We start from the raw sequence: 25,838 nt of genomic DNA on the forward strand, positions 1-25,838 counted from the left end.
GCCGAAACCTAGCCTTAACCTTCTCAAGAAATAGTAAAACCTGAGGTCGCATGAGCCGGCCTGCCTCGGGAGATCGCGCCGCCATGACGCATGCCTTGCTGGAAGACCTCGATATCGCCGTGCTGCTGCCCTGCTACAACGAGGCGCAGACGATAGGCGAGGTCGTGACCGGGTTCCGCGCCGCGCTGCCGACGGCCCGCATCTATGTCTACGACAACAATTCCACCGATTCGACGGCGCTGCGCGCCGCGCTGGCCGGCGCGACGGTGGTGCGCGAGCGCCGCCAGGGCAAGGGCAATGTGGTGCGCCGCATGTTCTCCGACATCGATGCGGATATCTATGTCATGGCCGACGGCGACGGCACCTATGCCGCCCCGGATGCGCCGGAGCTGATCCGCACGCTGATCACCGAGGGCGCCGACATGGTCGTCGGCACGCGCCGCGGCGTGCGTGCCGATGCCGGCCGCCAGGGCCACGCCTTCGGCAACCGCATCTTCAACACGCTCTACCGCTCGCTCTTCGGCAACGATTTCTCCGATATCTTCTCCGGCTACCGTGCCTTCTCCCGCCGGTTCGCCAAGAGCTTCCCGGCCGTTTCCGGCGGCTTCGAGATCGAGACGGAGATGTCGGTGCATGCCTCGCGCCTGCGCCTGCCGGTCGCCGAGCTGGAGCTCGACTACGGCCGCCGCCCCGAGGGCTCGCATTCCAAGCTCTCGACCTTCCGCGACGGCGCGAGGATCCTCTGGATGTTCGCCATGCTGATGAAGGAGACACGCCCCTTCACCTTCTTCGGCGCGATCAGCGGCGGCTTCATGGGCCTCAGCCTCGTCTTCATGGCGCCGGTCCTGATGGCCTATTTCCGCACCGGCCTCGTCGACCGCATGCCGACCTGGGTCTTCTCGCTGGTGCTGATGATGATCTCCTTCCTCGTCTTTTCCGTCGGCCTCATCCTCGATTCACTCGCCCGCGCCCGGGCCGAGCAGCTGCGCATCCACTACATGAACCTGCCCGCCGGCCGGCACGTCCGGTCCGCCCGAAATGCTGGAGACAAAGCCGTACGCCATCTCGCTGCCTGAGCCCAATCGTTGAGAACAGCCACATGAACCGGGAAACTACCAACCGCATCCGCTTCGTGATCGAGGACGTGCTGCCGCCGATCCTGCGCGATTCCGCGCTGTTCAGGCAGGCCGCCAGCCTCGTCTGGGGCAAACACATCACCAAGCTGGCAAGGTTCCGCGAGCGCGCGCCGTTCCTTACCGCCGGGGAGTACGAGGACCTGTATCGCGAGCATCCACGCGTCCACGCCGGCACGGACAATTCGCAGGCCTGCATCGATCGGATCGTCGCCTCCATCGTCGGCAAGAGCGTCTGCGACGTCGGCTGTGGCACCGGCGCGCTGCTGAGCCACATCAAAGTGGGTAATCCATGCCTGGAGCGGCTGACGGGCGTCGATTTCGTGATAGAGGATGCTGCCGGTATCGATGGCGTCGAATATGTCGCGGCGATGATCGAATCACTGCCCTTTTCGGACGGCGAGTTCGATACGGTCGTCTGCACCCATGTCATCGAGCATGTTCTGGAATACCGCCAGGCGATCGCCGAACTGCGCCGCATCGCGCGCCGCCGGTTGATCATCGTCGTGCCGCGCGAGCGGGAATACCGTTATAGCTTCAATCCGCATTTCAACTTCTTCCCCTACACGCATTCCTTCCTGAGGGCGGTGCATCCGGTCCCGGAGCATCATTTGTGCATCGATATCGGCCGCGACATCCTTTACATGGAAGACCGGCCGGAGCCGATCGCGTGACGACGGGCGGCCATAGCCCTGCCATTTGGGCCGGCCTCGTCGGCACGCCGCTCATGATCGCGGCAGGACAGGTCCTTTTCAAGCTGACGAGCGGTACGACAGGCGATTTCGGCGTCAAGGGCCTCGCCGCGCTGATGGTCAACCCGCTGTTGCTGGTCGCGCTCGCCATTTACGGTGCCGGCACGATTATCTGGATATTCGTGCTGAAGGCAGTGCCGCTGACGATCGGCTATTCCTTCATGGCGCTGACCTTCTGCTTCGTGCCTGTCCTGGCAAGTATCTTCCTCGGCGAGGCGCTGACGCTGCGCTACGCTCTCGGCGCCGCCCTCATCATCGGCGGCATGGTCGTCATCAACGGTTGATCGCGCCCTCGAAGTGAGCCCGCGTCTCGGCATCGGCCGGGAAGAAGCTCTCGATCAGCACGCCCTGCACCAGCGCATCCTGCGCCGAGCCGAAGGAGGTGAGCGTGGTGATCCAGTTGAAGCGCTTTACGCCGATCTTCATCTCGATGGGCAGGACCGGCAGCCGCTCGCTTTCCGGAAAGGCTTCCAGCGCCGCGCGGATTTCTTCCGCCGCCGCCAGCCGCTCGATGCGTTTTGAAAGCGGGCTGCGCGGCCCCTGCAGCCAGGCCTCGGCACGGATGCGGTGGACGAGATCGGCCGCCGACTGCGCCCAGTTGACGATGATGGAGCGCAGCGGCGTCGCGCCGAGATAGGCGTCGAGGAAATTGTCGCCCGGCGAAACCGTAATCCCCGCCATGCCGGCAAGGCCGAGAAAGGCCTGGTTGGCGGTCAGCACATTGTATTCATGGTCGAAGACGACGCCCGGATAGGGATCGTGGCGGGCGAGGATGAGGCCGATGGCCTCGGCCACCGCCGGTGGAAAGGTCGAAAGGCCGGCCGCCGGCGCAGTGGTAAAGCGCGGCCGGAAGCCGGCGGCGGAGAAAAGCAGGCCCTGGTCGCGCGCCGGAATGTCGAGCACGGCGGAAAGCCGCAGGATCATGCCTTCCGAGGGGCGCGAGCGGCCGGTCTCCAGGAAGGAGAGATGGCGGGCCGAAATGCCCGCCTCGCTCGCCAGCTCCAGTTGGCTGAAGCGCCGATGGCTGCGCCATTCCCTGAGATGTTCGCCGAATTCCATGTCCGCCTCCATGCCTGTCTGTAATAGACAGGAGCGGCGCCGGAATTTCCATTACCTCCAAGGTAATTGGTTTGCCTCCCTCGCCGCGACAGGATGGCCCCATCGACAACGAAAGGAGCCCATCATGTTCGCAGCCCTCAACCGCAACCTTCTGAAATCCGTCATGCTCGCCGACGGCGTCTTCTCTCTCGCCGCGGGCATCGCCCTCTTTCTCTTTGTCGACCCGATCGGCGGCCTCGTCGGCCCGCATGCGACACCCGCCGTCCTCACCGGCCTTGCCGCCTTCTTCGTCCTCTGGGGTGCCTTCCACCTCGCCGTCGGTCGGCAGGATCGGCCGTCGCCCGCCGCCGTGCGCGTCGCCGTCACGGGAGATGCTCTCTGGGTGATCGGCAGCGTCGCCGTTCTCCTCCTTGCCCGCGGCGGCCTGACGCTGACCGGCACGGGGCTCGTCGCGGTTGCCGCCGTGGCGGTCGCCGACATCCTGCTCCTCAAGCAGATCGGCCTTGCCCGTCAGCAGCGCGCTGCCGTCGCCTGATCCCGACCGGGCCGCACCCTTCGCTCCGCCGCCCGCGGGGCGAAGGGGCCTTCCCTACCCCGCGGGAGAGATTTCCCTTCCGGCGAAAATGCACTACCGTCGCGCCGAATGAAAAACGGGGAACCCTTCATGCGCGTCATCTTTTCCGAGGACCACAAGCTCAGGAACGCTCGCAGCGAGCTTTACGGCGGCGAACTGGTGCCGCCCTTCGAGGCGCCGTTCCGGGCGGAATGGATCCTCGCCGCGGCCAAGGACGCCGGCTTCACCGACATCGCCGCGCCCGATCAGTACGGTCTGGAAACCGCGCTGAAGGTGCATGACGCCGGCTATCTTTCCTTCCTGGAAACCGCCTGGGACCAGTGGAAGGCCGCCGGCTACAAGGGCGAAGCCATCGCCACGTCCTTCCCCGTACGCCGTACCTCACCGCGCATTCCGACCCAGATCGACGGCCTGCTCGGCTATTACTGCAACGCCGCCGAGACGGCGATCTCGCCCGGCACCTGGGAAGCGGCGCTTTCCTCCATGCGCACGGCCCTGACGGCGGCCGATATCGTCGCAGACGGCGCGAAGGCCGCCTTCGCGCTCTGCCGCCCGCCGGGCCACCATGCCGGCATCGACAGCTTCGGCGGCTACTGCTTCATCAACAATGCTGCGGTCGCTGCCCAGCGTCTCCTCGACAAGGGCGCGAGGAAGGTCGCGATCCTCGACGTCGACTTCCACCACGGCAACGGCACGCAGGATATCTTCTACGAGCGCGGCGACGTCTATTTCGCCTCGCTGCACGGCGATCCCGCCGAGGCCTTCCCGCATTTCCTCGGCTATGCGGAGGAGACCGGCAAGGGCGCGGGCGCGGGCACGACGCAGAACTATCCCATGGCGCCGGGAACGCCCTATTCCGTCTGGGAGGCGGCGCTTCTCGATGCCCTGAAGCGCATCGCCGCCTTCGGCGCGGAGGCCATCGTCCTCTCGCTCGGCGTCGATACGTTCGAAAAGGACCCGATCTCCTTCTTCAAGCTCACCTCGCCGGACTATGTGACGATGGGCCGGGCGGTCGCGGCGAGCGGCGTGCCGGTGCTCGTCGTCATGGAGGGCGGCTACGGCGTGCCGGAGATCGGCCTCAACGTCGCCAATACACTGAAGGGCGTGGCGGGCTGAGCCCCATCAATTTTGCTGAAGCAAGCCGTCATAAATATCAATTTGCCGGATGGCAGGCCCTCCGTTAGAGCAGTGCCAGCAAACATGCCCCATGCGCAAGCCCGGGCACAACGGGCCGGGAGGGCCTTTCATGGCGGATCAGCAGGCAATGCCGCGTCCCGGCAATACGGGGCTTCTTTCGGGCGTGCTGCTCTGTCTTGCCTCCATGTCGAGCATCCAGTTCGGCTCGGCGTTTTCCGCGACGGCGATTTCCGCCTACGGGCCTTCCACCACCACCTTCTTTCGCCTCATCATGGCGGCGCTCGTGCTGGCGCTCGTCGTTCGCCCGCCGATGCGCTCCTACAGCCGCGAGCAATGGCTGAGCGCGCTGTCGCTCGGCGCCACCATGGCGGCGATGACGCTCTGCTTCTTCGCCGCCATCGACCGCATTCCGCTCGGCCTTGCCGTGGCGATCGAGTTCCTCGGCCCGCTCGCTGTGGCCACCTGGTCGCTCGGCGGCGGCTGGCGGCTGGTCTGGCCGCTCGCGGCCTTTGCCGGCGTCGTGCTTCTGTCCCATGATGGCGCGGGCTGGGTCGGCGATCCCGTCGGCGTGCTCTTCGCCTGCGGCGCGGGCATCGGCTGGGGCACCTACATCATCCTCATGAAGAAGACGGGCAGGATGTTCCGGGGGCTGGAGGGCCTTTCGATGTCGCTGCTGGTCGCCGCCGTCGCCGCCGCTCCCTTCGGCCTGCCGCGGGCCGCCGAGGCGTTCAACCCCGAAGGCCTCGGCATGATGCTCGGCCTTGCCGTCCTCGTGCCCCTGCTTCCCTATGCGCTGGAGATGATCGCGCTGCGCCGCATGCCGACCTCGGCCTTCGGCATCCTGATGAGCCTCGAGCCGGCGCTCGGCGCGCTTGCCGGCTTCCTCGTCCTCGGCCAGCCGATGACGCCCTTCCAGATGCTCGGAACGGCGCTCGTCGTCGCGGCAAGCGCCGGGGTGACGTCGGGCGGAGACGACGAAAGCTAGAGCAGTCCCGGCCCGTTGCACTGCGGCTTGCATCCGGAAAGCCGCAAAACGAAAATGCTTCGGGGGAAAGGCCGGGCGGAAGGGTCTCTTTCATGTTCCTGCCGCAATCGCTAGGTTGAAGCAGAATCATCGAAACCTCCGGGGACCCTCAATGTACAAGAAATGCGCGATTGTCGCGGTTGCCGCGGCCTTTCTTTCTGCCTGCACGACGACCGATCCCTATACGGGCGAACAGAAGGTCTCCAACACGGCCGGCGGCGCGGCCATCGGCGCGGGCATGGGCGCGGTCGCCGGCCTCCTCATCGGCAACAATCCCGTCCAGCGCCGCAACGCGGCCCTGATCGGCGCTGGCGTCGGCGCGCTTGCCGGCGGCGCCATCGGCAACTACATGGACAATCAGGAAGCCGAGCTGCGCGCGCAGCTCCAGGGCACCGGCGTCTCGGTGACGCGCAACGGCGACCGCATCATCCTCAACATGCCTTCGAACATCACCTTTGCGACCGACCAGGACCGGGTGATCCCGCCCTTCTACGAGACGCTCGATTCCGTCGCCATCGTGCTGCGCAAGTTCGACAAGACGCTGATCGACGTCGACGGCCATACCGACTCGGTCGGCAATGCCGGCTACAACCAGGATCTTTCCGAGCGCCGCGCCAACTCGGTCGCCAATTACCTCGCCTCGCGCGGCATCGACCCGCGGCGCATGTCGGCGATGGGCTACGGCCTGGAGCGCCCGATCGCCTCCAATGCCTCGGAAGCCGGCCGCGCGCAGAACCGCCGCGTCGAGATCTCCATCTCGCCGCTGCGTCAGGGATAGAGCATTTCCAGCAAAAGTGCGCAGCGGTTTTGCGTCCGGAAATGCGCCGAAACGCTCCGAGCTCCCGCCACATTGCTGCAAATCTTCGAAGGGCCGTTCTACGGCCCTTCTCTGTCAGGGCCCCATTCCAGCCGCTTGTAGTCGAAGCCGTATTTGAGCGTCGGCTTGACGATCTCGAAATAGGGCGAGAGGTCGAAGTCGCGCGGCGTGTAGAGCGAATGGTGCCGGATGTGCAGGATCTCCTGCCGCGAATAGGGCGAGGTCGCCGCCGCGTGGCCGGGCGCGCGCGTCACGTCCGGCAGGATCGGGTAGCGGATCGCCTCGAAGGCTTCCGCGATCAGCGTCGAGCAGATCGCCCGCGTCGGATCGCCCGAGCCGAAGGCGATCATGCGCCGCCGCCAGCGCACCGGAATGGGCGGTGTCGGCAGGAAATAGCGCAGCATGTCCGTGATGTTCTTCATGTCGTATTTCAGGCCGAGCCGCGAGATCATGAAGGCGATCAGCGTATCCCGATCCTCCGGCGTCAGGCCGATAGGGCGGCAGATGCGCGTATTGTAGGTGCGGTATTTGGTGAGCGGCACGGCGACGCACCCCTCGCCGAGATTGACCTCGACGAGCTGCGGCCGCTCGGTGGCCGGCAGGGCCGCCTGGTCCAGCGTCAGCGGCACCGCGTCGCCCACGAAGAGCGCGGCATGGGACCAGGTCGACTGCGTGAGATACTTGATCGCCGCCGAGACCTTCTGGTTGCCCTCCACCAGCAGGATATCGCCGGGCCGCAGCGTGCGCGCCAGCGTCTCGGGATCGGAGGGCGTATAGGGCTCGTAGCCGGAAGTCTGGCTTTGCAGCCGGTCGGCGACCAGGCGGCCGAGACGGTCGAGCAGCGTGTCGCGGCTTGTGGAAAGCGGCTTCAATGCACCGGTCACGTCTCGTCCCTTACAGTCTCTGCGAAGGCCAATCTAGCCTCATGCATCGCACGCTGTCGAGGTTGACCGGGGCACTCTTTCTCCTATATTTAGAATAGTTCTAAACTGGATGACCGCAGATGTTCTCCCGCCTTCTCAGTTCCGGCAAGCGCAGCCTCGAATCGCTCAGCGAGCAGGAAATCCTCGCCCTCGCCATCTCCTCCGAGGAGGATGACGGCCGCATCTATCTTGCCTATGCGGATGAGCTGCAGGATGCCTATCCCAATTCCGCGCGCATCTTCGAGGAGATGGCGGAGGAGGAGAGCCACCACCGCCAGATGCTGATCGACCGGCATATCGAGCGCTTCGGCGACCGCATTCCGCTGGTCCGCCGCGAATATGTCCGCGATTTCCCGGAGCGGAAGCCCGACTGGCTGATCCGCAACATGCCGCTCGACAGGATCCGCGAGCAGGCCGAGGCCATGGAGGAGGCGGCGCACCGCTTCTACCTGACGGCCGCCGCGCGCACGCAGGACGCCCCGACGCGAAAGCTGCTCGGCGATCTGGCGCTCGCGGAGAAGTCGCACGAATCGCTCGCCCATCGGCTGGGCGAGGAGCACACGCCGCAGGACGTGCGGGCGGAGGAGGACCAGACGGCGCGGCGGCAATTCGTGCTGACCTATGTGCAGCCCGGCCTTGCCGGCCTGATGGACGGCTCGGTCTCGACGCTCGCGCCGATCTTCGCCGCCGCCTTCGCCACGCAGGATACCTGGCAGACCTTCCTCGTCGGCCTCTCGGCCTCCGTCGGTGCGGGCATCTCCATGGGCTTCACGGAAGCCGCCCATGACGACGGCAAGCTCTCCGGCCGCGGCTCGCCGGTGAGGCGCGGCCTTGCTTCGGGCATCATGACGGCGCTCGGCGGCCTCGGCCACGCGCTGCCCTATCTCATCCCGAATTTCATGCTGGCGACCACCATCGCCGTCTTCGTCGTCTTCATCGAGCTCTGGGCCATCGCCTTCATCCAGAACCGCTACATGGAAACGCCGTTCTTCCGCGCCGTGCTGCAGGTCGTGCTCGGCGGCAGCCTCGTGCTGGCGGCGGGGGTGCTGATCGGCAACGCGTGAGGGTTGGGGCGTGGCGATGGCCCCTCATCCCGCTGTCGCGACCTTCTCCCCGCAGGCGGGGAGAAGGAGGCTGTGGCGAGCCTTGCCTCAATGAAAGGAAGCGGTGCGGCAACGTCCCTTCTCCCCGCTTGCGGGGAGAAGGTGCCGGCAGGCGGATGAGGGGCTATCGCCCCTCGCCAATTTTACGCCCGCAGCGTGCCGCCGGTGGTCTTCACCACATTGCCGACGATCTTGGCCGTCACGGCCTCGAAGTCCTCGTCGGTCAGCGTCTTGTCGGTCGGCTGGAAGACGACCTCGATGGCGATGGACTTCTTGCCCTCGCCGACCGATGCGCCCTCGAATACGTCGAAGACGTTGACGGCCGCGATCAGCTTGCGGTCGGCGCCGGTGGCCGCGCGCACGATGGCGGCGGCTTCCACCGTCTTGTCGACCACGAAGGCGAAGTCGCGCTTCACCGCCTGGAAGGGCGAGAGGTCGAGCGCCGGCTTGGTGCGGGTCGCCTTCTTCTTCGGTTCCGGCATGGCGTCGACGAAGATCTCGAAGCCGCAGAGCGCGCCGGATACGTCGAGCGCGCCGAGCGCCTTCGGGTGGAACTCGCCGAAATAGCCGAGAACGATCTTCGGACCCATCTTGATCGTGCCGGAGCGGCCCGGATGGTACCAGGAGGGCGCACCCGGTTCGATCTGCACATTGCCCATCGGCAGGCCGCAGGCCTCGATCACGGCGAGCGCATCGGCCTTGGCGTCATAGACGTCGACCGGCTTGCCGCCGCCCTTGGCCGCGTTCGACCAGAGACGGCCGGAACCCGAAAGCGAGGCCGTGCCGCGGCGAACGCCGCCGGCAACGCGGCGCTGTCCCTCGGGGCGGTCGTTCTCATAGGTGCCGGAGACTTCGAAGATTGCCACGTCCCCATAGCCCTTGTCGGCATTGCGCTGGGCGGCCGCCAGGAGGCCCGGCAGCAGCGAGGGGCGCATGTCGGACATGTCTGCCGCGATCGGGTTCGACAGCGCCAGCGAGGCCGCGCCGCCGCCGAAGAGCTCGGCATGCGCCTTCGGGATGAAGGACCAGGTGACGGCTTCCATCATGCCGCGCGAGGCGAGCGCACGCCGGGCCAGCCGCGAGCGGATCTGCAGCGTGGTCAGGATGCGGCCGTTGACCGAGCCGTGGCTTTCTAGCGGCGCCGGCTTGATATTGTCGACGCCGTGGATGCGCATGACCTCTTCCACGAGGTCCGCCTTGCCGTCCACATCGGGACGCCAGGAGGGAACCGCGACGGAGACGCGCTCGCCCGAACCCGTGACGGTGAAGCCAAGGCGGGTCAGGATGTTCGTGCTCTCGGCTTCGGAGACATCGACGCCCGTCAGGCGGCGGACTTCCGAGAACGGGAAATCGACGACCTTTGCGGTAAAGCCCTTGTAGCCGACGACGTCGGTCTTGGCCGGCGTGCCACCGCAAAGCTCCAGCACCAGTTCCGTGGCGCGCTCAAGGCCCGCAACCATGTATTCCGGGTCCACGCCACGCTCGAAGCGATAGCGCGCATCGGTGATGATGCCGTGCGAGCGGCCGGTCTTGGCGACGTTCATCGGATCCCAGAGCGCCGATTCGATCAGCACATCGACGGTGTTCTCGTCGCAGCCCGAATGTTCGCCGCCCATGATGCCGCCGATGGATTCGACGCCGTTATCGTCTGAAATGACGACATTGGCAGGGTTGAGCGTATATTCGCGCGTATCGAGCGCCAGCACCTTCTCGCCCTCGGCCGCGCGGCGCACGACGAGATTGCCCTTCACCTTGGCCGCGTCGAAGACGTGCAGCGGACGGCCCTGGTCGAAGGTCATGTAGTTGGTGATGTCGACGAGCGCGTTGATCGGGCGAAGGCCGATGGCCAGAAGCCGCTGCTGCATCCAGCGCGGGCTCGGGCCGTTCTTGACGCCGCGCACGAGGCGGAGCGCAAAGCCCGGGCACAGATGATCGTCGTCGCCAAGCTCCAGCTTCACCTTGACCGGCGTCTCGCCTTCCACCGTGAAGGACGGGGCCTTCGGGGTCTTCAGCGTGCCGAGGCCGGAGGCCGCGAGGTCGCGGGCAATGCCGTAGATGCTCGTGCAGTCCGGACGGTTCGGCGTCAGGTTGATCTCGATGACCGGGTCGTCGATGCCGGCATAGGCCGCATAGCTCGTGCCGACCGGCGCATCGGCCGGAAGGTCGATGATGCCGTCATGGTTGTCGGAGATCTCGAGTTCCTTCTCCGAGCACATCATGCCGCGGCTCTCGACGCCGCGGATCGTGCCGATGGCGAGCGTCACATCGATGCCGGGCACGTAGGTGCCGGGTGCGGCAAACGCGCCGACAAGGCCGGCGCGCGCATTCGGGGCGCCGCAGACGACCTGGATCGGGTCGCCCTTGCCGGTATCGACCATCAGCACGCGCAGCTTGTCGGCGTTCGGATGCTGCTCGGCGGAAACCACCTTGGCGATGACGAAGGGCTTGAAGGCCGCCTTGTCGTCGACCTCTTCCACTTCAAGGCCGATCGCCGTCAGCTTCGCGCAGATTTCCTCCAGCGAGGCGTCGGTGTCGAGGTGATCCTTCAGCCAGGAGAGCGTGAATTTCATTGTCTTTCTCCTTGGATGCCGGTTACGCGCTGAGGCCGCCGAACAGGGTCGGCATGTCGAGCGGGCGGAAGCCGTAGTGGCTCAGCCAGCGGACGTCGGCGTTGAAGAAGTCGCGCAGGTCCGGCATGCCGTATTTCAGCATGGCGATGCGGTCGAGGCCCATGCCCCAGGCAAAGCCCTGGTATTCGTCCGGGTCGAGGCCGCCGGCGCGCAGCACGTTCGGGTGGACCATGCCGCAGCCGAGGATTTCCATCCAGTCCGTGCCTTCGCCGAACTTGACGATCGGGCCCGACGAGCGGTCGCACTGGATGTCGACCTCGAAGGACGGCTCGGTGAAGGGGAAGAAGGACGGGCGGAAGCGCATGGTGACGCTGTCGACCTCGAAGAAGGCCTTGCAGAACTCTTCCAGCACCCAGCGCATGTTCGCGACATTCGCGGTCTTGTCGACCACGAGGCCTTCCACCTGGTGGAACATCGGCGAATGGGTCGCGTCGCTGTCCTGCCGGTAGGTCTTGCCGGGGATGATGATGCGGATCGGCGGGCTCGAGGCTTCCATGGTGCGCACCTGCACGGGCGAGGTGTGCGTGCGCAGCACCTTGCGCTCGCCGTTCTCGTCCGCCGGGAAGAAGAACGTGTCGTGCATCTCGCGGGCCGGATGACCCTCGGGGAAGTTCAGCGCCGTGAAGTTGTAGTAGTCCGTCTCGACGTCTGGGCCTTCGGCAATCGAGAAGCCCATGTCGCCGAAGATCGCGGTGATCTCGTCGACGATCTGGCTGATCGGATGGATGCGGCCGCGCTCGGCGGGCGAGGAGCGGACCGGCAGGCTGACATCGACCGTCTCGGCCGCAAGGCGGGCCTCGATGGCGGCGTCGCGCAGCGCGCTCTTGCGCTCGCCGATCGCGTCGGTCACGCGTGTCTTCATGGCGTTGATCGCCGCGCCGCGCGTCTGGCGCTCTTCCGGCGACATGGTGCCGAGCGTCTTCAGGAGTTCCGAGACGGAGCCCTTCTTGCCGAGCGCACCCACGCGCACGGCTTCGATCGCCGCCTCGTCGGAGGCCGCGGCAATGTCGGAAAGGAGCTGCTGTTCCAGTGTGTCGAGTTCAGTCATCTTTACCTGCTTTGCTTGCGTCGGCCGGGCGGGGAGAGAGAAGAACCCCCTGGAGATAGCGGGTTGCGGCGAGGAAGCGTCGCAGATCACTACTCATGTGCACGCGCCCGATCAATCGGGGGAGCCATAAAAACTTGCAGAGGAACCGGAGCATCGTCTTGAGTTCCGTCTCGGCGGCGGAAGGTGCTGTGGCGCGCCAGGCCGCATAGGCCTTTTCGGCGGTTTCCGTGCCGAAGGCCGCGCGGTCGACGAGCTGGAGGAAGAGCAGCCAGAGGTCGCGCGCCTGGGCCGTCGCCAGCGGCATGGCGGCCTCCGGCTCCTCCTCGAAATCCATGAAGCCGATGCGGTTCCCGGCAAGGAAGAAGTCGCGCGGATGCGGCCTTCCGTGGCAGAGGCCCTTGCCATGGAGAGCACCGAGCTCGGCGGCGCAGGCGACAAGCAGGTCGTCATGGGCGGCGGGCTCGGCCTTGCGCAGCGCCGAGAGGCGGGCCGTCACGGTCGGCGCGACGTCGGAAAGCACGAGCGCGCTGCCGGAGGAATAGAGCACCCTTGGCACGGGCACGTCCTTTCCGGCGAAGGTCTCGATGCGGCGAACCTCGCGGTCGATCATGCCCTTGCTGTCGAGGTAGGGCGAGGGGCGTAGGAACGGCTGGCGAAGGAGCGCGGCGAGCGCCCCCTGCGCCTTCGTCCAGACCGGCGGGCGTTCCGTGCCGTAGCGCTTGATCCAGACGGCGCCGAAGGACATCTCCACACGCTCGACACGGCGCGCGCCGCGGGCAAGGGTCACGAGAAGCGTCTCGATATCCTTGGCGGTCGCATCCGGGATCGTGTCGAGCTGGGTCGGCTTGCCGTCCATGGTTCCTTCCGAAATCAAACAAAAACCCGCACCGGTTCCCCGGCGCGGGTTTCACAACGAAGCGAAGATTTGTTGTGAGCGCCGGTTAGTTGACGGCGGTCTCAAACTCGTTCTTCGTGCCGGCGTCCTTGAGGTATTCCAGAGCCTTCTTGGCGGCTGCGACGAGCGCGCCGAAAGCTGCGGTCTCATGGATCGCCATGTCCGAAAGCACCTTGCGGTCAACTTCGATGCCAGCCTTGTTCAGGCCGTCGATGAAGCGGCCGTAGGTCAGGCCGTGCTCGCGGACGGCAGCGTTGATGCGCTGGATCCAGAGAGCGCGGAAGTTGCGCTTGTTGACCTTGCGGTCGCGGTAGGCGAACTGCTTGGAACGATCAACCGCAGCCTTGGCGGCGCGGATGGTGTTCTTGCGGCGGCCGTAGAAACCCTTGGCTGCCTTCAGCGTCTTCTTGTGCTTGGCGTGGGAAGTAACGCCGCGTTTTACACGTGCCATGTCATGATCTCCTTAACGTATCAAATGCGCGATGAGTCTCAGAGACCGTTCGGCAGGTAGTTCTTGATGACCTTCTTGCCATCGGGCTCGGCCAGCACCATGGTGCCGCGGGCGTCGCGAATGAACTTGTTGGTACGCTTGATCATGCCGTGGCGCTTGCCGGCAGCGGCAGCGACGACCTTGCCGGTCGCGGTGATCTTGAACCGCTTCTTGGCAGACGACTTCGTCTTCATCTTGGGCATTTTGCTACTCCATTCTTCTTGAATTCGAGAGGCACTGACGAAGGCGCCCCTCCAGCGTAAAGAACGGCCACGGCATGCCCTGCCGGACCGTTCGGACGGCGGCTTGTAACCGATGTCCCCGAAAAGCGCAACCGGATTCCTCGGAAAGCGTGGATTCCGGCCGAAATGGAAAAGCCGCCCCGGAGGGCGGCTCGATCCGTTCAGCGCGTGGCGCCGGCGACGGGGCTCACTTGGGAGCGAGCACCATCATCATCTGGCGGCCTTCGAGCTTCGGCTCGGCTTCGACCTTGGCGATGGTCAGGGTGTCTTCCTTGACCTGCAGGAGAAGCTTCATGCCGAGTTCCTGGTGAGCCATCTCGCGGCCACGGAACTTCAGCGTCACCTTGACCTTGTCGCCTTCCTCGAAGAAGCGGTTCATGGCCTTCATCTTCACGTCATAGTCATGCGTGTCGATGTTCGGGCGCATCTTGATTTCCTTGATCTCGACGATCTTCTGCTTCTTGCGCGCTTCGGCCGCCTTCTTCTGGTTGGCGTATTTCAGCTTGCCAAGGTCAAGGATCTTGCAGACAGGCGGTTCGGAGTTCGGTGCGATCTCCACGAGATCGAGGCCGGCTTCTTCGGCCATGCGAAGTGCCTGATCTGTCGGAACGGTGCCGTGGTTGTTGCCTTCGGCATCGATGAGCTGGACGCGGGGAATCCGGATTTCCCTGTTGGAACGCGGGCCGTCTTTGACGGGTGCTTCCGCTTTGAAAGGTCTGCGAATGGTCGTGGTCTCCTCGACTGTTTCGACGGGTATGAATCTGTGCGACGATCGGGCCGTTTCGCCCGAAATGCGGCGTTTGTCGGCAATGTGTTGATCGCGCTTGGGAAGTCAATAGCATGCCGCGCGGAAAAAATCACCACCTGTCCTTGCGAGGACGAATCTGGTCTAGCTCTCGACAAAAGACCTGGTGGCGAGCGGTTTTCCGCGATCGGGCAGCATGAAAAGGAGATAGGTATGACGATGGCGAACGGCAATGGCGCGGCGGCGGATTTCATCACGGTCGGCGAGAGGGATGACGCGCGGCGCATCGCCGTCGCGCTCCAGTCGCCGGCATCCGGCAACACGCTTGCCCATTTCGTCTGGCTCGGCGGCTACCGCTCCGACATGTCCGGCACCAAGGCGGTGGAGCTTGCCGCGCTCGCCGTCCGCCTCGGCACCGGCTGCGTGCGCTTCGACTATTCCGGCCACGGCGCCTCGGGCGGGGCCTTCACCGACGGCACGATCTCGCGCTGGCTGGAAGAGTCGCTCGCCGTCATCGACCATGCCGCCAAAACCCTCGGTTCGCGCCGCCTGGTTCTCGTCGGCTCCTCCATGGGCGGCTGGATCGCGCTGCGCGCCGTCGCCGAGCTTGCTGCGCGCAGGGATATCGAGGTCGCAGGTCTCGTCCTCATCGCCCCGGCGCCGGACTTCACCTCGGAACTCATCGAGCCGAACCTGACGGAGGCCGAGCGCACGGCCCTTGCCGAGTGTGGTCAGTTCGAGGAGCCGACGCCCTACGGTCCCGACCCGAACATCTATACGCTGAAGCTCATCGAGGACGGGCGAAAGAACCGCGTGCTCGACGGCGTCATCGAGACGGGCTGCCCCGTGCATATCCTGCAGGGCATGGCCGACCCGGACGTGCCTCATGCCCATGCCGTGCGCCTGATGGAGCATCTTTCCGGCGACGACGTGGTGCTGACGATGATCCGCGACGGCGACCACCGTCTGTCGCGCCCGCAGGATATCGCCAAGATCCTCGACGCCGCGGAAGTCCTCGCCCGCGGCGACTGAGGGCGAGCATCGGCGATGCGCATTTTAACCATAATACAGCATCGCCAATTCTGATGATTGACGAGATGGCCCTCTCACCGTTAACTCTTTGTTAACGATTAGGGGACGTTTCATGGCACGAATGATTGGTGCGAAGGCTGGGGCTGCAGCGGTTCTCGCTCTCCTCGTTTCTTCTTCCTCGGCTTTCACGGCACCGGCGCTCTCCATGAAGACGGGCGGCGTGACCTCGCAGCCCATCGGTCACTACGAATTCTGCCAGACCCACAAGTCCGAATGCGGTCCCGGCGCGCGCACCGCGCCCGCCAAGGTGACGGAATTCGGCTGGTCGGTGATCCGTGAGATCAATGTTCGCGTCAACCGCGACATCACCCCGATGACGGACAAGGAACTCTACGGCAAGGACGAGGTCTGGGCCTATCCGGACAATGCCGGCGACTGCGAGGATTTCGTGCTCCTCAAGCGCAGGATGCTGATGCAGAAGGGCTTTGCTGCCGGCGATCTCCTCATCACCGTCGTGCGCAAGCCGGACGGCGAAGGCCATGCCGTGCTGACGCTGCGCACCGCCCAGGGCGACTACATCCTCGACAACCTCAACAACGAGGTGAAGCTCTGGACGAAGACGCCCTACCGCTATCTCAAGCGCCAAGCCTCCTTCCACGCCGGCCGCTGGGTCTCGATCGAAAACGGCGACGCCGTCATGGTGTCCTCGGTCGGCCAGTAAGCAGGCTGCATCACGGATATGAAAAGGCCGCGGAGCGATCCGCGGCCTTTTCATTATGAAGATTGCTCTCTCGTGTTGGGCCTCGCCCCACCCATTGCCGTCATCCTCGGGCTTGGCCCGAGGATGGCGAAAGAGAAGTAACCTGCTGTCTTCAAAGCAAAAAGGCCGTGGATCGCTCCACGGCCTTCGTCGACTGCAATGGGAAGCGTCCCTATTCGTCGCTCATCTTGAGCGCCGCGATGAAGGCTTCCTGCGGGATCTCCACCTTGCCGAACTGGCGCATGCGCTTCTTGCCGGCCTTCTGCTTGTCGAGCAGCTTGCGCTTGCGGGTGGCGTCGCCGCCGTAGCACTTGGCGGTCACGTCCTTGCGCAGCGCCGAGATCGTCTCGCGGGCGATCACGTTGCCGCCGATGGCGGCCTGGATGGGGATCTTGAACATGTGCTTCGGGATCAGCTCCTTGAGCTTCTCGCACATGTCGCGGCCACGCTTTTCGGCGGCCATGCGGTGCACCATCATGGAAAGCGCATCGACCGGCTCGCCGTTCACCAGGATCGACATCTTCACCAGATGGCCTTCCTTGTGGTCGGTGATCTGGTAGTCGAAGGAGGCGTAGCCCTTGGAGATCGACTTCAGGCGGTCGTAGAAGTCGAAGACGACTTCGTTGAGCGGCAGGTCATAGGTCAGCATGGCGCGCGTGCCGACATAAGTCAGCTCGATCTGGATGCCGCGGCGGTCCTGGCAAAGCTTCAGGATGCCGCCGAGATAGTCGTCCGGCGTCAGGATCGTCGCGCGAATCCACGGCTCGTGGATTTCCGAGATCTTCACGACGTCGGGCATGTCGGCCGGGTTGTGCAGCTCGCGCATCGACCCGTCGGTCATGTAGAGCTGATAGACGACCGACGGCGCGGTCGCGATCAGGTCGAGGTCGAATTCGCGCTCCAGGCGCTCCTGGATGATTTCGAGATGCAACAGGCCGAGGAAGCCGCAGCGGAAGCCGAAGCCGAGCGCCGCCGAGCTTTCCATTTCGAAGGAGAACGAGGCGTCGTTGAGGCGCAGCTTGCCCATCGCCGAGCGCAGGTCCTCGAAATCGGCCGCATCGACCGGGAAGAGGCCGCAGAAGACGACCGGCTGGGCCGGCTTGAAGCCCGGCAGGGCCTTGGCCGTCGGGCGCTTGTCCTCGGTGATGGTGTCGCCGACGCGGGTGTCGGCCACTTCCTTGATCGAGGCGGTGATGAAGCCGATCTCGCCCGGGCCGAGCGAATCCATCGCCACCATCTTCGGCGTCAGCACGCCGACGCGCTCGACGGTGTATTTCGCATCCGTACCCATCATGCGCACGGTCTGGCCCTTGGAAAGCCGGCCCTCGATGACGCGCACGAGAACCATGACGCCGAGATAGGTATCGTACCAGCTGTCGACCAGCAGCGCCTTCAGCGGGGCCTTCTCGCCGCCCTCGCTCTTCGGCGCGGGCAGGCGCTTGACGATGGCTTCCAGCACGTCGGGAATGCCGAGGCCCGTCTTGGCCGAGATGAGCACGGCGTCGGAGGCGTCGATGCCGATCACTTCCTCGATCTGTTCCTTGATGCGGTCGGGCTCGGCCGCCGGCAGGTCGATCTTGTTGAGGACGGTGACGAGCTCGTGGTTGTTGTCGATCGCCTGGTAGACGTTGGCGAGCGTCTGGGCTTCCACGCCCTGGGAAGCGTCGACGACCAGCAGCGAGCCCTCGCAGGCCGACAGCGAGCGCGAGACCTCGTAGGCGAAGTCGACATGGCCGGGCGTGTCGATGAGGTTCAGCACATAGGTCTCGCCGTCGTTCGCCTTGTAGTGCAGGCGCACCGTCTGGGCCTTGATGGTGATGCCGCGCTCGCGCTCGATCTCCATGTTGTCGAGGACCTGTTCCGACATCTCGCGGTCGGCAAGGCCGCCGGTCGACTGGATCAGCCGGTCGGCCAGCGTCGATTTGCCGTGGTCGATATGGGCCACGATCGAGAAATTGCGGATATGGTCGAGGGGCGTCGAATTATTGGTGCTCATGCGCGCCATATAGCAGCGAGCAGGATTCCCGCAAAGCGGTAAATGAAGGGTTTCGGCTCGGCAAGCGCCGCTATTCCGGGGCTTTCTCGCCTTCCACCAGCGCACCGGCGTTCGGCACCTGCGCGCTCAGCAGCTCGAAATTTTCCCGCGCCTCGGGCGGCACCGTCTCGCGCAGCCTCAGCCGCTGGGCGACGAAAGCGGCATAGGCGAGCGCGACACCCATCGCGGCATAGATGAAGGTCTGCGGGCCGAAGACCGGCGTCAGCGCCGTCACGCCGAGCGGAACGAGGGTCGCCGAGGTCGACCAGGCGACGAGCAGCGTCGAGGCGAGCGGCACGAAATCCTCCGGATCCGTGCGGTCGTTGGCATGGGCATTGGCGATGGAATAGACGCTCTCGACCGCACCGGCCCAGAGCGCGAAGACGATCATCAACAGGACGAAGGCGCTGAACGAGACGAAGAGCGCGGCGATGGCCGCGCCGGTGATCAGCAGGCAGGTGACGACCAGCACGACGCGCCGGTCGATCCGGTCGGAAAGCGTGCCGAGCGGATATTGCACGAAGATCAGGCCGAACTGCATGACGAACATCAGCAGCGCCACGTCGGCCTGCCCGACATTGTTGGTGGCGGCATAGATCGGCGTGAAGCCCTGCACGACCATGGAAAGCCCGCCGGAGGCGAGCACGCCGATGAGCGCGACCGGCGAATTGCGCCAGGCCATGGGGAAATCGAGGCTGACGCGGGCGGGCGCCGGCGGCGTCGGCAGCTTGGTGAGGCCGATCGGCAGGAGCGCGACGGTGGAAACGAAGATGGTGACGAGCGGGGCGAGGTTGCCGTCGGCCGGCATGCGGCCGAAGATCCAGGCGCCCACGCCGAGCCCCAGCACATAGGTCATGTAGAAGAAGGACATGGCCTTGCCGCGCCAGCGGTTGTCGGCCGCATGGTTCAGCCAGCTCTGGGCGATGATGAAGTTGCAGTTGCCGGCAATGCCGTAGATGCCGCGCGCTAGCACCCAGACGAGCGGATGCATGCCGAGCGCGACGAGGAAGGCGGCGATGATGACGAGCGCTAGCGAGCAGGAGAAGGCGCGCGCATGGCCGACGCGGCGGATGACCGGCCCGGCGATGACGCAGCCGATCAGCCCGCCGAAGGCGATGGCGGTGACGGCCGCGCCGGGCGTCCACGACGGCGCGCCGGCATGCGACAGCACATAGGGCACATAGGCGAGCATGATGCCGTTGCCGATGGCGACGAAGGTCATGGAAACGACGATGGCGGTGATGGAAAAGAGCGACGATGCCCGCTGTGTGCCGCCCATGATCCGTCCCCTCCGACTCTCCGGCGCAACCATAGCGAAACCGCCGATGTCGCATTGTCGCCGGAGCGGCATGGCGGCGAATTATTTTGCGATGGGATGATGCGTGTTGACTCCATTATAAAGGATAATTATTCCACGATAATGGAAAACGGTATCGATCCCCTCGAAAGTGCCATCGGCGACCGGCTGCGGCTGCTCAGAACGGCGCGCAACCAGACCCTCGAGGACCTTGCGGCCGCCTCGGGCGTCAGCCGCGCCATGATCTCGCGCATCGAGCGCGGCGAGGCCAGTCCCACCGCGCAGCTCCTCTCCCGCCTCTGCGCCGCGCTGGACCTCACGCTCTCCGCCTTCTTCGCCTTTTCCGGGAGCGAGGGCGATCCGCTGTCGCGGCGCGAGGCGCAGACCGTCTGGCGCGATCCGGAAACCGGCTACCAGCGCCGCGCCGTCTCGGCGCCCGACACCGCTTCGCGTGTCGATGTCGTGGAAGTCGAGTTCCCCGCCGGCGGGCGCATCGCCTATCCGCCGGAAACCGGCCGGGCCGGCATGACGCAGCATGTCTGGCTGTTTTCCGGCACGCTACGCATGACGGTCGGCGGAACCGTGCACGATCTTCGCCCCGGCGACTGCCTCTACATGAGCATCACCGAAGGCCATGTCTTCGAAAATCCCGGTGACACGCCGGCCCGTTATGCCGTGGTGCTGGACCGCGGCCGTTCCTGAGAGGACAGATGCGCGATATCAGGCTGCTCGACGAGAGCGAGACCCGCGCCCGCATGGGCGAACTGGCAGAGGTGCTGGCCGATTGCGTTGCCGGCGGGGCCTCCATCGGCTTCATGGCGCCCTATGGGCCGGCCGATGCGCTGCCCTTCTGGGGCGTCGTCGCGGCAGCGGTCGGGGAGGGTGCGACGCTGCTCTTCGCCGCGGAGCGGGCGGGCCGCATCGTCGGCACGGTGCAGGTCGGCATCCGCCAGATGCCGAACCAGCCGCACCGGGCGGACGTGAAGAAGCTGCTCGTCATGGAAAGCGAGCGCGGCCGAGGCCTTGCCCGTGCGCTGATGACGGCTGCCGAAGCGGAGGCGGCCCGGCACGGCAAGACGCTGCTGGTGCTCGACACCGCCACCGGCAGCCCCGCCGAGACGGTCTACGAACGCCTCGGCTGGCAGCGCGCCGGGGTCATTCCCGACTATGCGCTCTATCCGGACGGGCGCTTCTGCGCGACGACGTTTTTTTACAAGAAGATCGGGGCAAAGCGGTGATCACACCGCCTCCCAGCCGTCCTTCTCGCTGGCGCGGTAGATGGCGTCGATGACCTTCTGGTTGTTCACCGAACTTTCCAGCGTCACGATCTCCTCCTTCTCGCCGCGCGCGGCCCGGCTGAAGGCCTCGGCCTCGCGCCGGTACTGGCGGGCGTCCTGGAAGCGGAAAATCTGGCTCTCGCCATGGTTCTGGTTGGTGAGCTCGACCTCCTCCACGCCGTAGCGGTCGGCATTGAAAGGCGACTTCACCTCGATGAAGCCCTTGTCGCCGTGGAAGACCATGATCTGGCGCTGGGCGAGCTGGGTGGAGATGTAGAAGGACAGTTCGAAATCGCCGAAATCGGCGCGCACGCTCGAATAGATGTCGGTGCCGAAATCCGGGTCGCGGTCGGTGCTCGCCTGCACGCGGACCGGCTCCTTGCCCGTGGCGAAGCGCGTGGTGATCGTCGGGTAGACGCCGATATCCGGCAGGCCGCCGCCGCCGAGTTCCGGCACGTTGCGCATGTTGCCCGGATCGCGGTTGAAATAGGTGAAGGCGCCCTGCACATGGCGCAGCCGGCCGATCGCGCCCTCGGCGAGAAGCGCGCGCACCTTGCGCCAGACAGGGCTGTAGGTGACCATGTAGGCCTCGGAGATCAGCACCTTGTTGCGGTCGCGCGCCTTGATCAGCGCGTCGATCTCGCCGGCATTGAGCGCGATCGGCTTCTCGCAGAGCACGTGCTTGCCGGCATCGGCCGCCTTGATCGACCATTCCACATGCTGCGCGGTCGGCAGCGGGATATAGACCGCGTCGATCGTGTCGGAGGCGAGCATCTCCTCGTAGGAGCCGAAGGCATGCGGTACGGAGAAGCGGTCGGCCATGGCGCGCGCCTTGGCCTTGTCGCGGCTCGCGACGGCGGTGACGACGCAGTTCTCCGCATCCTGGATGGCCGGCACGACGAGTTCGCGGCCGATCTTGGCCGTCGACAGGATTCCGAAACGCAGCATGATGATCTCTCCTCGATTGTGCGGGCCCTGATTGCGCCGGGAAGACTAGTCACGAGGTACGTTCCTCGCAAGCGCAGGACGCCCAAAAATCGACGGCGGGCCACGTGCAAAGCGCCGGGCCGCGCCCTATGTTGGCGAAAAGCCTTTTCAGCACGAACCCCTTGGAGGACCCCATGCAGTTTCGCTCCCTCGGCAGGACCGGCCTTTCCATCGCGCCGCTCGTCTTCGGCGGCAATGTCTTCGGCTGGACGGCCGACGAGAAGACTTCCTTCGATCTCCTCGATGCCTTCACCGGCGCGGGCTTCAACGCCATCGACACGGCGGATGTCTATTCCCGCTGGGTGCCGGGCAATGAGGGGGGCGAGTCCGAGGCGATCATCGGCAAGTGGCTGAAGCGCTCGGGCATCGCCCGCGACAGGGTGGTGATCGTCACCAAGGTCGGCTCCGACATGGGCCAGGGACGGCGGGACCTGCGCAAGTCGTGGATCGTCGAGGCGGTCGAGAAGTCGCTGAAGCGGCTGCAGACCGACCATATCGACCTCTATCTCTCCCACTGGCCGGACGCCGACACCCCTTACGAGGAGACGTTGGAAGCCCATGCGAGCCTCGTGAAGGCCGGCAAGGTGCGCGCCTTCGGCGCGTCGAACCTCGATGCCGGCCAGCTGCAGGCCTCGTTCGAGGCCGCCGACAAGGCGGGCCTGCCGCGCTATGCGGCGCTCCAGCCTGAATACAACCTCTATGACCGCGGCAGCTTCGAGGGGCCGCTCGCCGACCTTTGCCGCAAGGAGGATATCGGCGTCATCACCTATTACAGCCTCGCCTCCGGTTTCCTCACCGGCAAGTACCGCTCGAAGGCCGATACCGAGGGCAAGGCGCGCGGCGAGGGCGTCGCGCATTATCTCGACGGCAAGGGCCAGCGCATCCTTGCGGCACTCGACAAGGTCGCGGCCGAGACCGGCGCCAAGCCGGCGGAAATCGCGCTCGCCTGGCTGATGGCCAAGCCGGCGGTCACCGCGCCCATCGCCAGCGCCACGAGCCTTGCCCAGCTCGACAGCCTGACGAAGGCCGCCGATCTTTCGCTGTCATCCGAACAGATGGCGGCGCTCGACAAGGCGGGGGCCTGACCATGGCGCTCATCCTCCGCGATGCGGCCGAAGGCGACGAGACGGCCTGGAGAAGGCTCTGGGCCGGCTATCTCGCCTTCTACAGGACCGAGGTGCGGGAGGAGGTGACGGCCTTCACCTGGGCGCGCGTGCTCGATCCCGGCTCGCGCGTCTCGATGCGCGTCGCGGAGGAGGATGGGACGGTGGTGGGCTTCGCCATCCACCATTACCATGATTCCACCTGGGACATCGCGCCGGAGGGCTATCTCGAAGACCTCTTCGTCGACGACACGGTCCGCGGCAGGGGCGTCGGCCGGGCGCTGATCGACGACCTGATCGCCATTTCCAAGCGGCATGGCTGGCGTGGCATCTACTGGCACACCAGCCACGACAACGACCGGGCAAGGAAGCTCTACGACAGCTATGTCGAGACCGACGGGCACATCCGCTACCGTCTTCAGACCTGACCGCGATAGCGGAAGAAATCGACGAAGGCGCGTAGCGCCGGGCGCATCTGCCGGCGCGTCGGATAGTAGATCGAAAAGCCGTCGAAGGCGGGGCACCAGTCCTCCAGCACCGCGACGAGGCGCCCCGCCGCGATGTCCTCGGCGACGCGCTGGTCGAAGACAAAGGCAAGGCCCGCGCCGTCCATCGCCGCCGCCCGCATCAGCCGCTGGTCCGAGACGATGAGGGGGCCGGTGACGTCGACCGTCACCTGCCGCCCGTCCTTCTCCAGCTCCCAGCGATAGATGCGCCCGCTCGAAAAGCGCCGGCGGATGCAGCGATGCTGCATGAGGTCGCGCGGCTGAAGCGGCTTCGGGTGCGTTTTGAAATAGGCGGGCGCGCCGACCACGAGGCCGCGCCACGGCCCGCTCGCCCGCACGGCGACCATGTCCGCCTCCAGGTGCTCGCCGAGCCGGAGGCCGGCATCGAAGCCCTTCTCGACGATATCCTCGAAGCGATCATCGGTCCGCAGCTCCAGCTCGATATCGGGATAGGCGAGAAGGAAGGCTCCGAGCCGGGGCATGACGATGTCCTCCGCGGCGATGAGGGGCATCGTGACGCGCAGCGGCCCGGCGGGCCGGCCCTGCCGGTCGGCGAGTGCCTCCATGACATTGCCGATGTCGGACAGGGCCGGCGCCAGCGTGTCGAGCAGCATGCGGCCTTCTTCGGTCGGCGAGACGGAGCGGGTGGTGCGGGCGAGGAGCCGCACGCCGAGGCTCGCTTCCAGCGCCGCGACGGCATGGCTGACGGCCGAGGGCGCGATGCCGAGCTCGGCGGCGGCCTTGCGGAAGGAGCGCGTCTCGGCGACGATGGCGAGCACGGCGAGTTGCGAGAGCGGGGTGCGGTTCATTGTTCCAACAGATAGAACAAGCCGTTGGCTTTTGCAGCAATTTTCAGATGAAGCGCCGCGCCGTAGATTGCGCCTTGCCGGATGAGGGCGGGTGAGCCGCCGCCCGGCGCATCGACCGCCTCCCGGTCGCAAGCAAAGGATCCTGTCATGAAACACAGACAACTCGGCACCCTCGACGTCTCCGCTCTCGGCCTCGGCTGCATGGGCATGAGCCACGCCTACGGCCCTTCGAGCGACGAGACGGCGGCGATCAGGACGCTGCATCGCGCCGTCGATCTCGGCGTCACCCTCTTCGATACGGCCGAGGTCTACGGGCCCTACCGGAACGAGATCCTCGTCGGCAAGGCGCTGAAGCCGGTGCGCGACAAGGTGGTAATCGCCACGAAATTCGGCTTCCGCATCGACGACACGAAGCCCTCCGCAGAAATGATCACGGGCACGGACAGCCGCCCGGAAAATGTCAGGGCGGTCGCCGAGGCGTCGCTGAAGCGGCTCGGCGTCGAGGTCATCGACCTCTACTACCAGCATCGCGTCGATCCGGCCGTGCCGATCGAGGAGACGGTGGGCGCGATGGCGGAGCTGGTGCGCGAAGGCAAGGTGAAGGCGCTCGGCCTGTCGGAAGCCGGCGCCGAGACGATCCGCCGGGCGCATGGCGTGCACCCGATATCCGCCGTGCAGAGCGAATATTCGCTGTGGACCCGCGACCCGGAGGAGAACGGCGTTCTGGAAACCTGCCGGGAGCTCGGCATCGGCTTCGTGCCCTTCAGCCCGCTCGGCCGTGGCGTGCTCACCGGCGCGCTGAAGAAGCTCGACGGCCTCTCCGCCGACGATTTCCGCCGTTCGCTGCCGCGCTTCGAGGCGGAGAACTTCGATGCCAACCTGGCGCTGGTGGCGCTCCTGGAGGAGATGGCGAAGGAAAAGGGCGTGGCCCCCGCGCAGCTTGCGCTTGCCTGGGTGCTGGCGCAGGGCGATTTCATCGTGCCGATCCCCGGGGCCAGCAAGGTGCCGCATCTCGAGCAGAACGCCGCCGCCGCCGATGTCGCGCTGACGAAGGAAGAGGCCGCGCGGCTCGGCGAGCTGCTGTCGCCGGCGCGGGTCGCCGGCGGGCGCTATCCGCAGCGCATGGCCTCGATGGCGAACCGGTAGAGGATCAGTCGCGCTTGATCGTGGCAAGGACCTGCCAGAGGTCCGCGCCCGTCTCGAAGACGGCGGCATTCGCACGAAAGCCGATCCCGGCGGAGATCATGTCCAGCATGCTCTCTGCCGGGTCATCGGCCCCGGCCGGTGCCTCCGCGATCGTCTGCGCTGCCCGGTCGAGGCGCGCCGTCTCGCCCGCCATGCCCCGGAGGGCCGTGTTCATGATGCCGGCTATCTGCATGGGATGGCCCCGTTGTGATCCATCCTCCCTTTACCGCACGCCCCTTTCGATTGCGTGAACGGCGATGGCGCGGCCCTGTGCA

29 protein-coding genes are annotated in these 25,838 nt (G+C 65.8%); 15 read left to right on the plus strand and 14 right to left on the minus strand.

From position 1 onward, the window contains the following. Nucleotides 1–83: 83 nt before the first annotated feature. From ShzoTeo12_RS16625 to ShzoTeo12_RS16635, 3 genes are read left to right on the plus strand one after another with little or no spacing between them, the layout of a single operon-like run. Complete coding sequence (locus ShzoTeo12_RS16625) at nt 84–1,076, plus strand: glycosyltransferase (protein ID WP_318910497.1); 993 nt, start codon at nt 84–86, stop codon at nt 1,074–1,076. A gap of 23 nt (nt 1,077–1,099) precedes the next feature. Beyond that, nucleotides 1,100–1,807 (plus strand): class I SAM-dependent methyltransferase, encoded by a 708-nt coding sequence (locus tag ShzoTeo12_RS16630; protein ID WP_318910498.1) that lies wholly within the window; start codon nt 1,100–1,102, stop codon nt 1,805–1,807. Then, a complete protein-coding gene (locus ShzoTeo12_RS16635; protein ID WP_318910499.1) occupies nt 1,804–2,169 on the plus strand; it encodes a transporter in 366 nt (121 codons plus the stop codon). Before ShzoTeo12_RS16630 ends, ShzoTeo12_RS16635 begins: the two co-directional genes overlap by 4 nt. Here ShzoTeo12_RS16635 and ShzoTeo12_RS16640 read toward each other — a convergent pair. Beyond that, the gene (locus ShzoTeo12_RS16640) at nt 2,159–2,944 is read right to left on the minus strand and encodes a helix-turn-helix transcriptional regulator (protein ID WP_318910500.1); all 786 of its coding nucleotides are present in this window, start codon (nt 2,942–2,944) and stop codon (nt 2,159–2,161) included. The genes ShzoTeo12_RS16635 and ShzoTeo12_RS16640 overlap by 11 nt on opposite strands. A gap of 124 nt (nt 2,945–3,068) precedes the next feature. Between ShzoTeo12_RS16640 and ShzoTeo12_RS16645 the strand changes: the two genes are divergently transcribed. The 4 genes from ShzoTeo12_RS16645 (at nt 3,069) to ShzoTeo12_RS16660 (ending at nt 6,457) form a co-directional block, all read left to right on the plus strand. After that, nucleotides 3,069–3,479, plus strand: a complete 411-nt coding sequence (locus ShzoTeo12_RS16645; RefSeq protein WP_318910502.1) for a hypothetical protein — start codon at nt 3,069–3,071, stop codon at nt 3,477–3,479. Between the two features lie 129 nt (nt 3,480–3,608). After that, nucleotides 3,609–4,634: a histone deacetylase family protein gene (locus ShzoTeo12_RS16650; protein ID WP_318910503.1), complete on the plus strand. Its 1,026-nt coding sequence runs from the start codon at nt 3,609–3,611 to the stop codon at nt 4,632–4,634. 130 nt (nt 4,635–4,764) lie between these two features. Next, nucleotides 4,765–5,640 (plus strand): EamA family transporter, encoded by an 876-nt coding sequence (locus ShzoTeo12_RS16655; protein ID WP_318910505.1) that lies wholly within the window; start codon nt 4,765–4,767, stop codon nt 5,638–5,640. Between the two features lie 151 nt (nt 5,641–5,791). After that, a complete protein-coding gene (locus tag ShzoTeo12_RS16660; protein WP_119257264.1) occupies nt 5,792–6,457 on the plus strand; it encodes an OmpA family protein in 666 nt (221 codons plus the stop codon). Nucleotides 6,458–6,555: 98 nt separating this feature from the next. On the opposite strand, the gene ShzoTeo12_RS16665 is transcribed toward ShzoTeo12_RS16660, so the two are convergent. Further along, nucleotides 6,556–7,380 carry a lipo-like protein gene (locus ShzoTeo12_RS16665; RefSeq protein ID WP_318910506.1) on the minus strand — a complete coding sequence of 275 codons (825 nt, stop codon included), beginning with the start codon at nt 7,378–7,380 and terminating at the stop codon, nt 6,556–6,558. 119 nt (nt 7,381–7,499) lie between these two features. Between ShzoTeo12_RS16665 and mbfA the strand changes: the two genes are divergently transcribed. Beyond that, a complete protein-coding gene (gene mbfA / locus ShzoTeo12_RS16670; protein WP_318910507.1) occupies nt 7,500–8,483 on the plus strand; it encodes an iron exporter MbfA in 984 nt (327 codons plus the stop codon). A gap of 182 nt (nt 8,484–8,665) precedes the next feature. On the opposite strand, the gene pheT is transcribed toward mbfA, so the two are convergent. The 6 genes from pheT to infC all read right to left on the minus strand — a co-directional run bounded on the left by pheT (nt 8,666) and on the right by infC (nt 14,551). Then, nucleotides 8,666–11,092: a phenylalanine--tRNA ligase subunit beta gene (gene pheT, locus ShzoTeo12_RS16675; RefSeq protein ID WP_318910509.1), complete on the minus strand. Its 2,427-nt coding sequence runs from the start codon at nt 11,090–11,092 to the stop codon at nt 8,666–8,668. A 22-nt stretch (nt 11,093–11,114) separates the two neighbouring features. Then, nucleotides 11,115–12,200, minus strand: a complete 1,086-nt coding sequence (gene pheS, locus ShzoTeo12_RS16680; protein WP_318910510.1) for a phenylalanine--tRNA ligase subunit alpha — start codon at nt 12,198–12,200, stop codon at nt 11,115–11,117. Next, a complete protein-coding gene (locus ShzoTeo12_RS16685) occupies nt 12,193–13,056 on the minus strand; it encodes a serine/threonine protein phosphatase (RefSeq protein WP_318910512.1) in 864 nt (287 codons plus the stop codon). Before ShzoTeo12_RS16685 ends, pheS begins: the two co-directional genes overlap by 8 nt. Nucleotides 13,057–13,141: 85 nt before the next feature. Beyond that, nucleotides 13,142–13,546: a 50S ribosomal protein L20 gene (gene rplT / locus ShzoTeo12_RS16690; protein WP_119257270.1), complete on the minus strand. Its 405-nt coding sequence runs from the start codon at nt 13,544–13,546 to the stop codon at nt 13,142–13,144. Nucleotides 13,547–13,584: 38 nt separating this feature from the next. Continuing rightward, nucleotides 13,585–13,788: a 50S ribosomal protein L35 gene (rpmI, locus tag ShzoTeo12_RS16695; RefSeq protein WP_024270153.1), complete on the minus strand. Its 204-nt coding sequence runs from the start codon at nt 13,786–13,788 to the stop codon at nt 13,585–13,587. A 226-nt stretch (nt 13,789–14,014) separates the two neighbouring features. Beyond that, the gene (gene infC, locus ShzoTeo12_RS16700; RefSeq protein WP_119257271.1) at nt 14,015–14,551 is read right to left on the minus strand and encodes a translation initiation factor IF-3; all 537 of its coding nucleotides are present in this window, start codon (nt 14,549–14,551) and stop codon (nt 14,015–14,017) included. A 234-nt stretch (nt 14,552–14,785) separates the two neighbouring features. Between infC and ShzoTeo12_RS16705 the strand changes: the two genes are divergently transcribed. Continuing rightward, nucleotides 14,786–15,604 (plus strand): alpha/beta hydrolase, encoded by an 819-nt coding sequence (locus ShzoTeo12_RS16705; RefSeq protein WP_413251107.1) that lies wholly within the window; start codon nt 14,786–14,788, stop codon nt 15,602–15,604. 112 nt (nt 15,605–15,716) lie between these two features. Then, on the plus strand, nt 15,717–16,325 hold the full coding sequence (locus ShzoTeo12_RS16710; protein ID WP_318910515.1) for a transglutaminase-like cysteine peptidase: 609 nt from the start codon (nt 15,717–15,719) through the stop codon (nt 16,323–16,325). A gap of 211 nt (nt 16,326–16,536) precedes the next feature. Here the strand turns inward: ShzoTeo12_RS16710 and lepA are convergent, their stop codons facing one another. Together lepA and ShzoTeo12_RS16720 are read right to left on the minus strand one after the other, a co-directional pair. Then, a complete protein-coding gene (gene lepA / locus ShzoTeo12_RS16715) occupies nt 16,537–18,369 on the minus strand; it encodes a translation elongation factor 4 (protein WP_119257273.1) in 1,833 nt (610 codons plus the stop codon). Nucleotides 18,370–18,430: 61 nt separating this feature from the next. Further along, complete coding sequence (locus ShzoTeo12_RS16720; RefSeq protein WP_318910517.1) at nt 18,431–19,678, minus strand: MFS transporter; 1,248 nt, start codon at nt 19,676–19,678, stop codon at nt 18,431–18,433. A gap of 141 nt (nt 19,679–19,819) precedes the next feature. On the opposite strand from ShzoTeo12_RS16720, the gene ShzoTeo12_RS16725 reads away from it, so the two are divergent. Then, a complete protein-coding gene (locus ShzoTeo12_RS16725) occupies nt 19,820–20,398 on the plus strand; it encodes a helix-turn-helix domain-containing protein (RefSeq protein ID WP_318910518.1) in 579 nt (192 codons plus the stop codon). Between the two features lie 8 nt (nt 20,399–20,406). Then, nucleotides 20,407–20,934, plus strand: coding sequence for a GNAT family N-acetyltransferase (locus ShzoTeo12_RS16730; protein WP_318910519.1), 528 nt, complete (start codon nt 20,407–20,409; stop codon nt 20,932–20,934). Here the strand turns inward: ShzoTeo12_RS16730 and ShzoTeo12_RS16735 are convergent, their stop codons facing one another. Beyond that, nucleotides 20,935–21,921, minus strand: a complete 987-nt coding sequence (locus ShzoTeo12_RS16735) for a Gfo/Idh/MocA family oxidoreductase (protein ID WP_318910521.1) — start codon at nt 21,919–21,921, stop codon at nt 20,935–20,937. Nucleotides 21,922–22,094: 173 nt separating this feature from the next. Between ShzoTeo12_RS16735 and ShzoTeo12_RS16740 the strand changes: the two genes are divergently transcribed. Both ShzoTeo12_RS16740 and ShzoTeo12_RS16745 read left to right on the plus strand, forming a co-directional pair. Further along, nucleotides 22,095–23,045, plus strand: a complete 951-nt coding sequence (locus ShzoTeo12_RS16740) for an aldo/keto reductase (RefSeq protein ID WP_318910522.1) — start codon at nt 22,095–22,097, stop codon at nt 23,043–23,045. 2 nt (nt 23,046–23,047) lie between these two features. Next, nucleotides 23,048–23,491: a GNAT family N-acetyltransferase gene (locus ShzoTeo12_RS16745; RefSeq protein WP_318910523.1), complete on the plus strand. Its 444-nt coding sequence runs from the start codon at nt 23,048–23,050 to the stop codon at nt 23,489–23,491. On the opposite strand, the gene ShzoTeo12_RS16750 is transcribed toward ShzoTeo12_RS16745, so the two are convergent. Both ShzoTeo12_RS16750 and ShzoTeo12_RS16755 read right to left on the minus strand, forming a co-directional pair. Continuing rightward, a complete protein-coding gene (locus ShzoTeo12_RS16750; RefSeq protein ID WP_318910525.1) occupies nt 23,482–24,378 on the minus strand; it encodes a LysR family transcriptional regulator in 897 nt (298 codons plus the stop codon). The genes ShzoTeo12_RS16745 and ShzoTeo12_RS16750 overlap by 10 nt on opposite strands. Beyond that, nucleotides 24,375–24,527, minus strand: a complete 153-nt coding sequence (locus tag ShzoTeo12_RS16755) for a hypothetical protein (protein ID WP_318910526.1) — start codon at nt 24,525–24,527, stop codon at nt 24,375–24,377. The genes ShzoTeo12_RS16750 and ShzoTeo12_RS16755 overlap by 4 nt, the downstream gene beginning before the upstream one ends. On the opposite strand from ShzoTeo12_RS16755, the gene ShzoTeo12_RS16760 reads away from it, so the two are divergent. After that, nucleotides 24,526–25,524 (plus strand): aldo/keto reductase, encoded by a 999-nt coding sequence (locus ShzoTeo12_RS16760; RefSeq protein ID WP_318910528.1) that lies wholly within the window; start codon nt 24,526–24,528, stop codon nt 25,522–25,524. The genes ShzoTeo12_RS16755 and ShzoTeo12_RS16760 overlap by 2 nt on opposite strands. A 4-nt stretch (nt 25,525–25,528) precedes the next feature. Here the strand turns inward: ShzoTeo12_RS16760 and ShzoTeo12_RS16765 are convergent, their stop codons facing one another. Continuing rightward, nucleotides 25,529–25,738, minus strand: a complete 210-nt coding sequence (locus ShzoTeo12_RS16765) for a hypothetical protein (protein WP_245424848.1) — start codon at nt 25,736–25,738, stop codon at nt 25,529–25,531. Nucleotides 25,739–25,838 lie beyond the last annotated feature (100 nt).

It is taken from the genome of Shinella zoogloeoides, assembly GCF_033705735.1.
Lineage (GTDB): Bacteria > Pseudomonadota > Alphaproteobacteria > Rhizobiales > Rhizobiaceae > Shinella > Shinella zoogloeoides_A.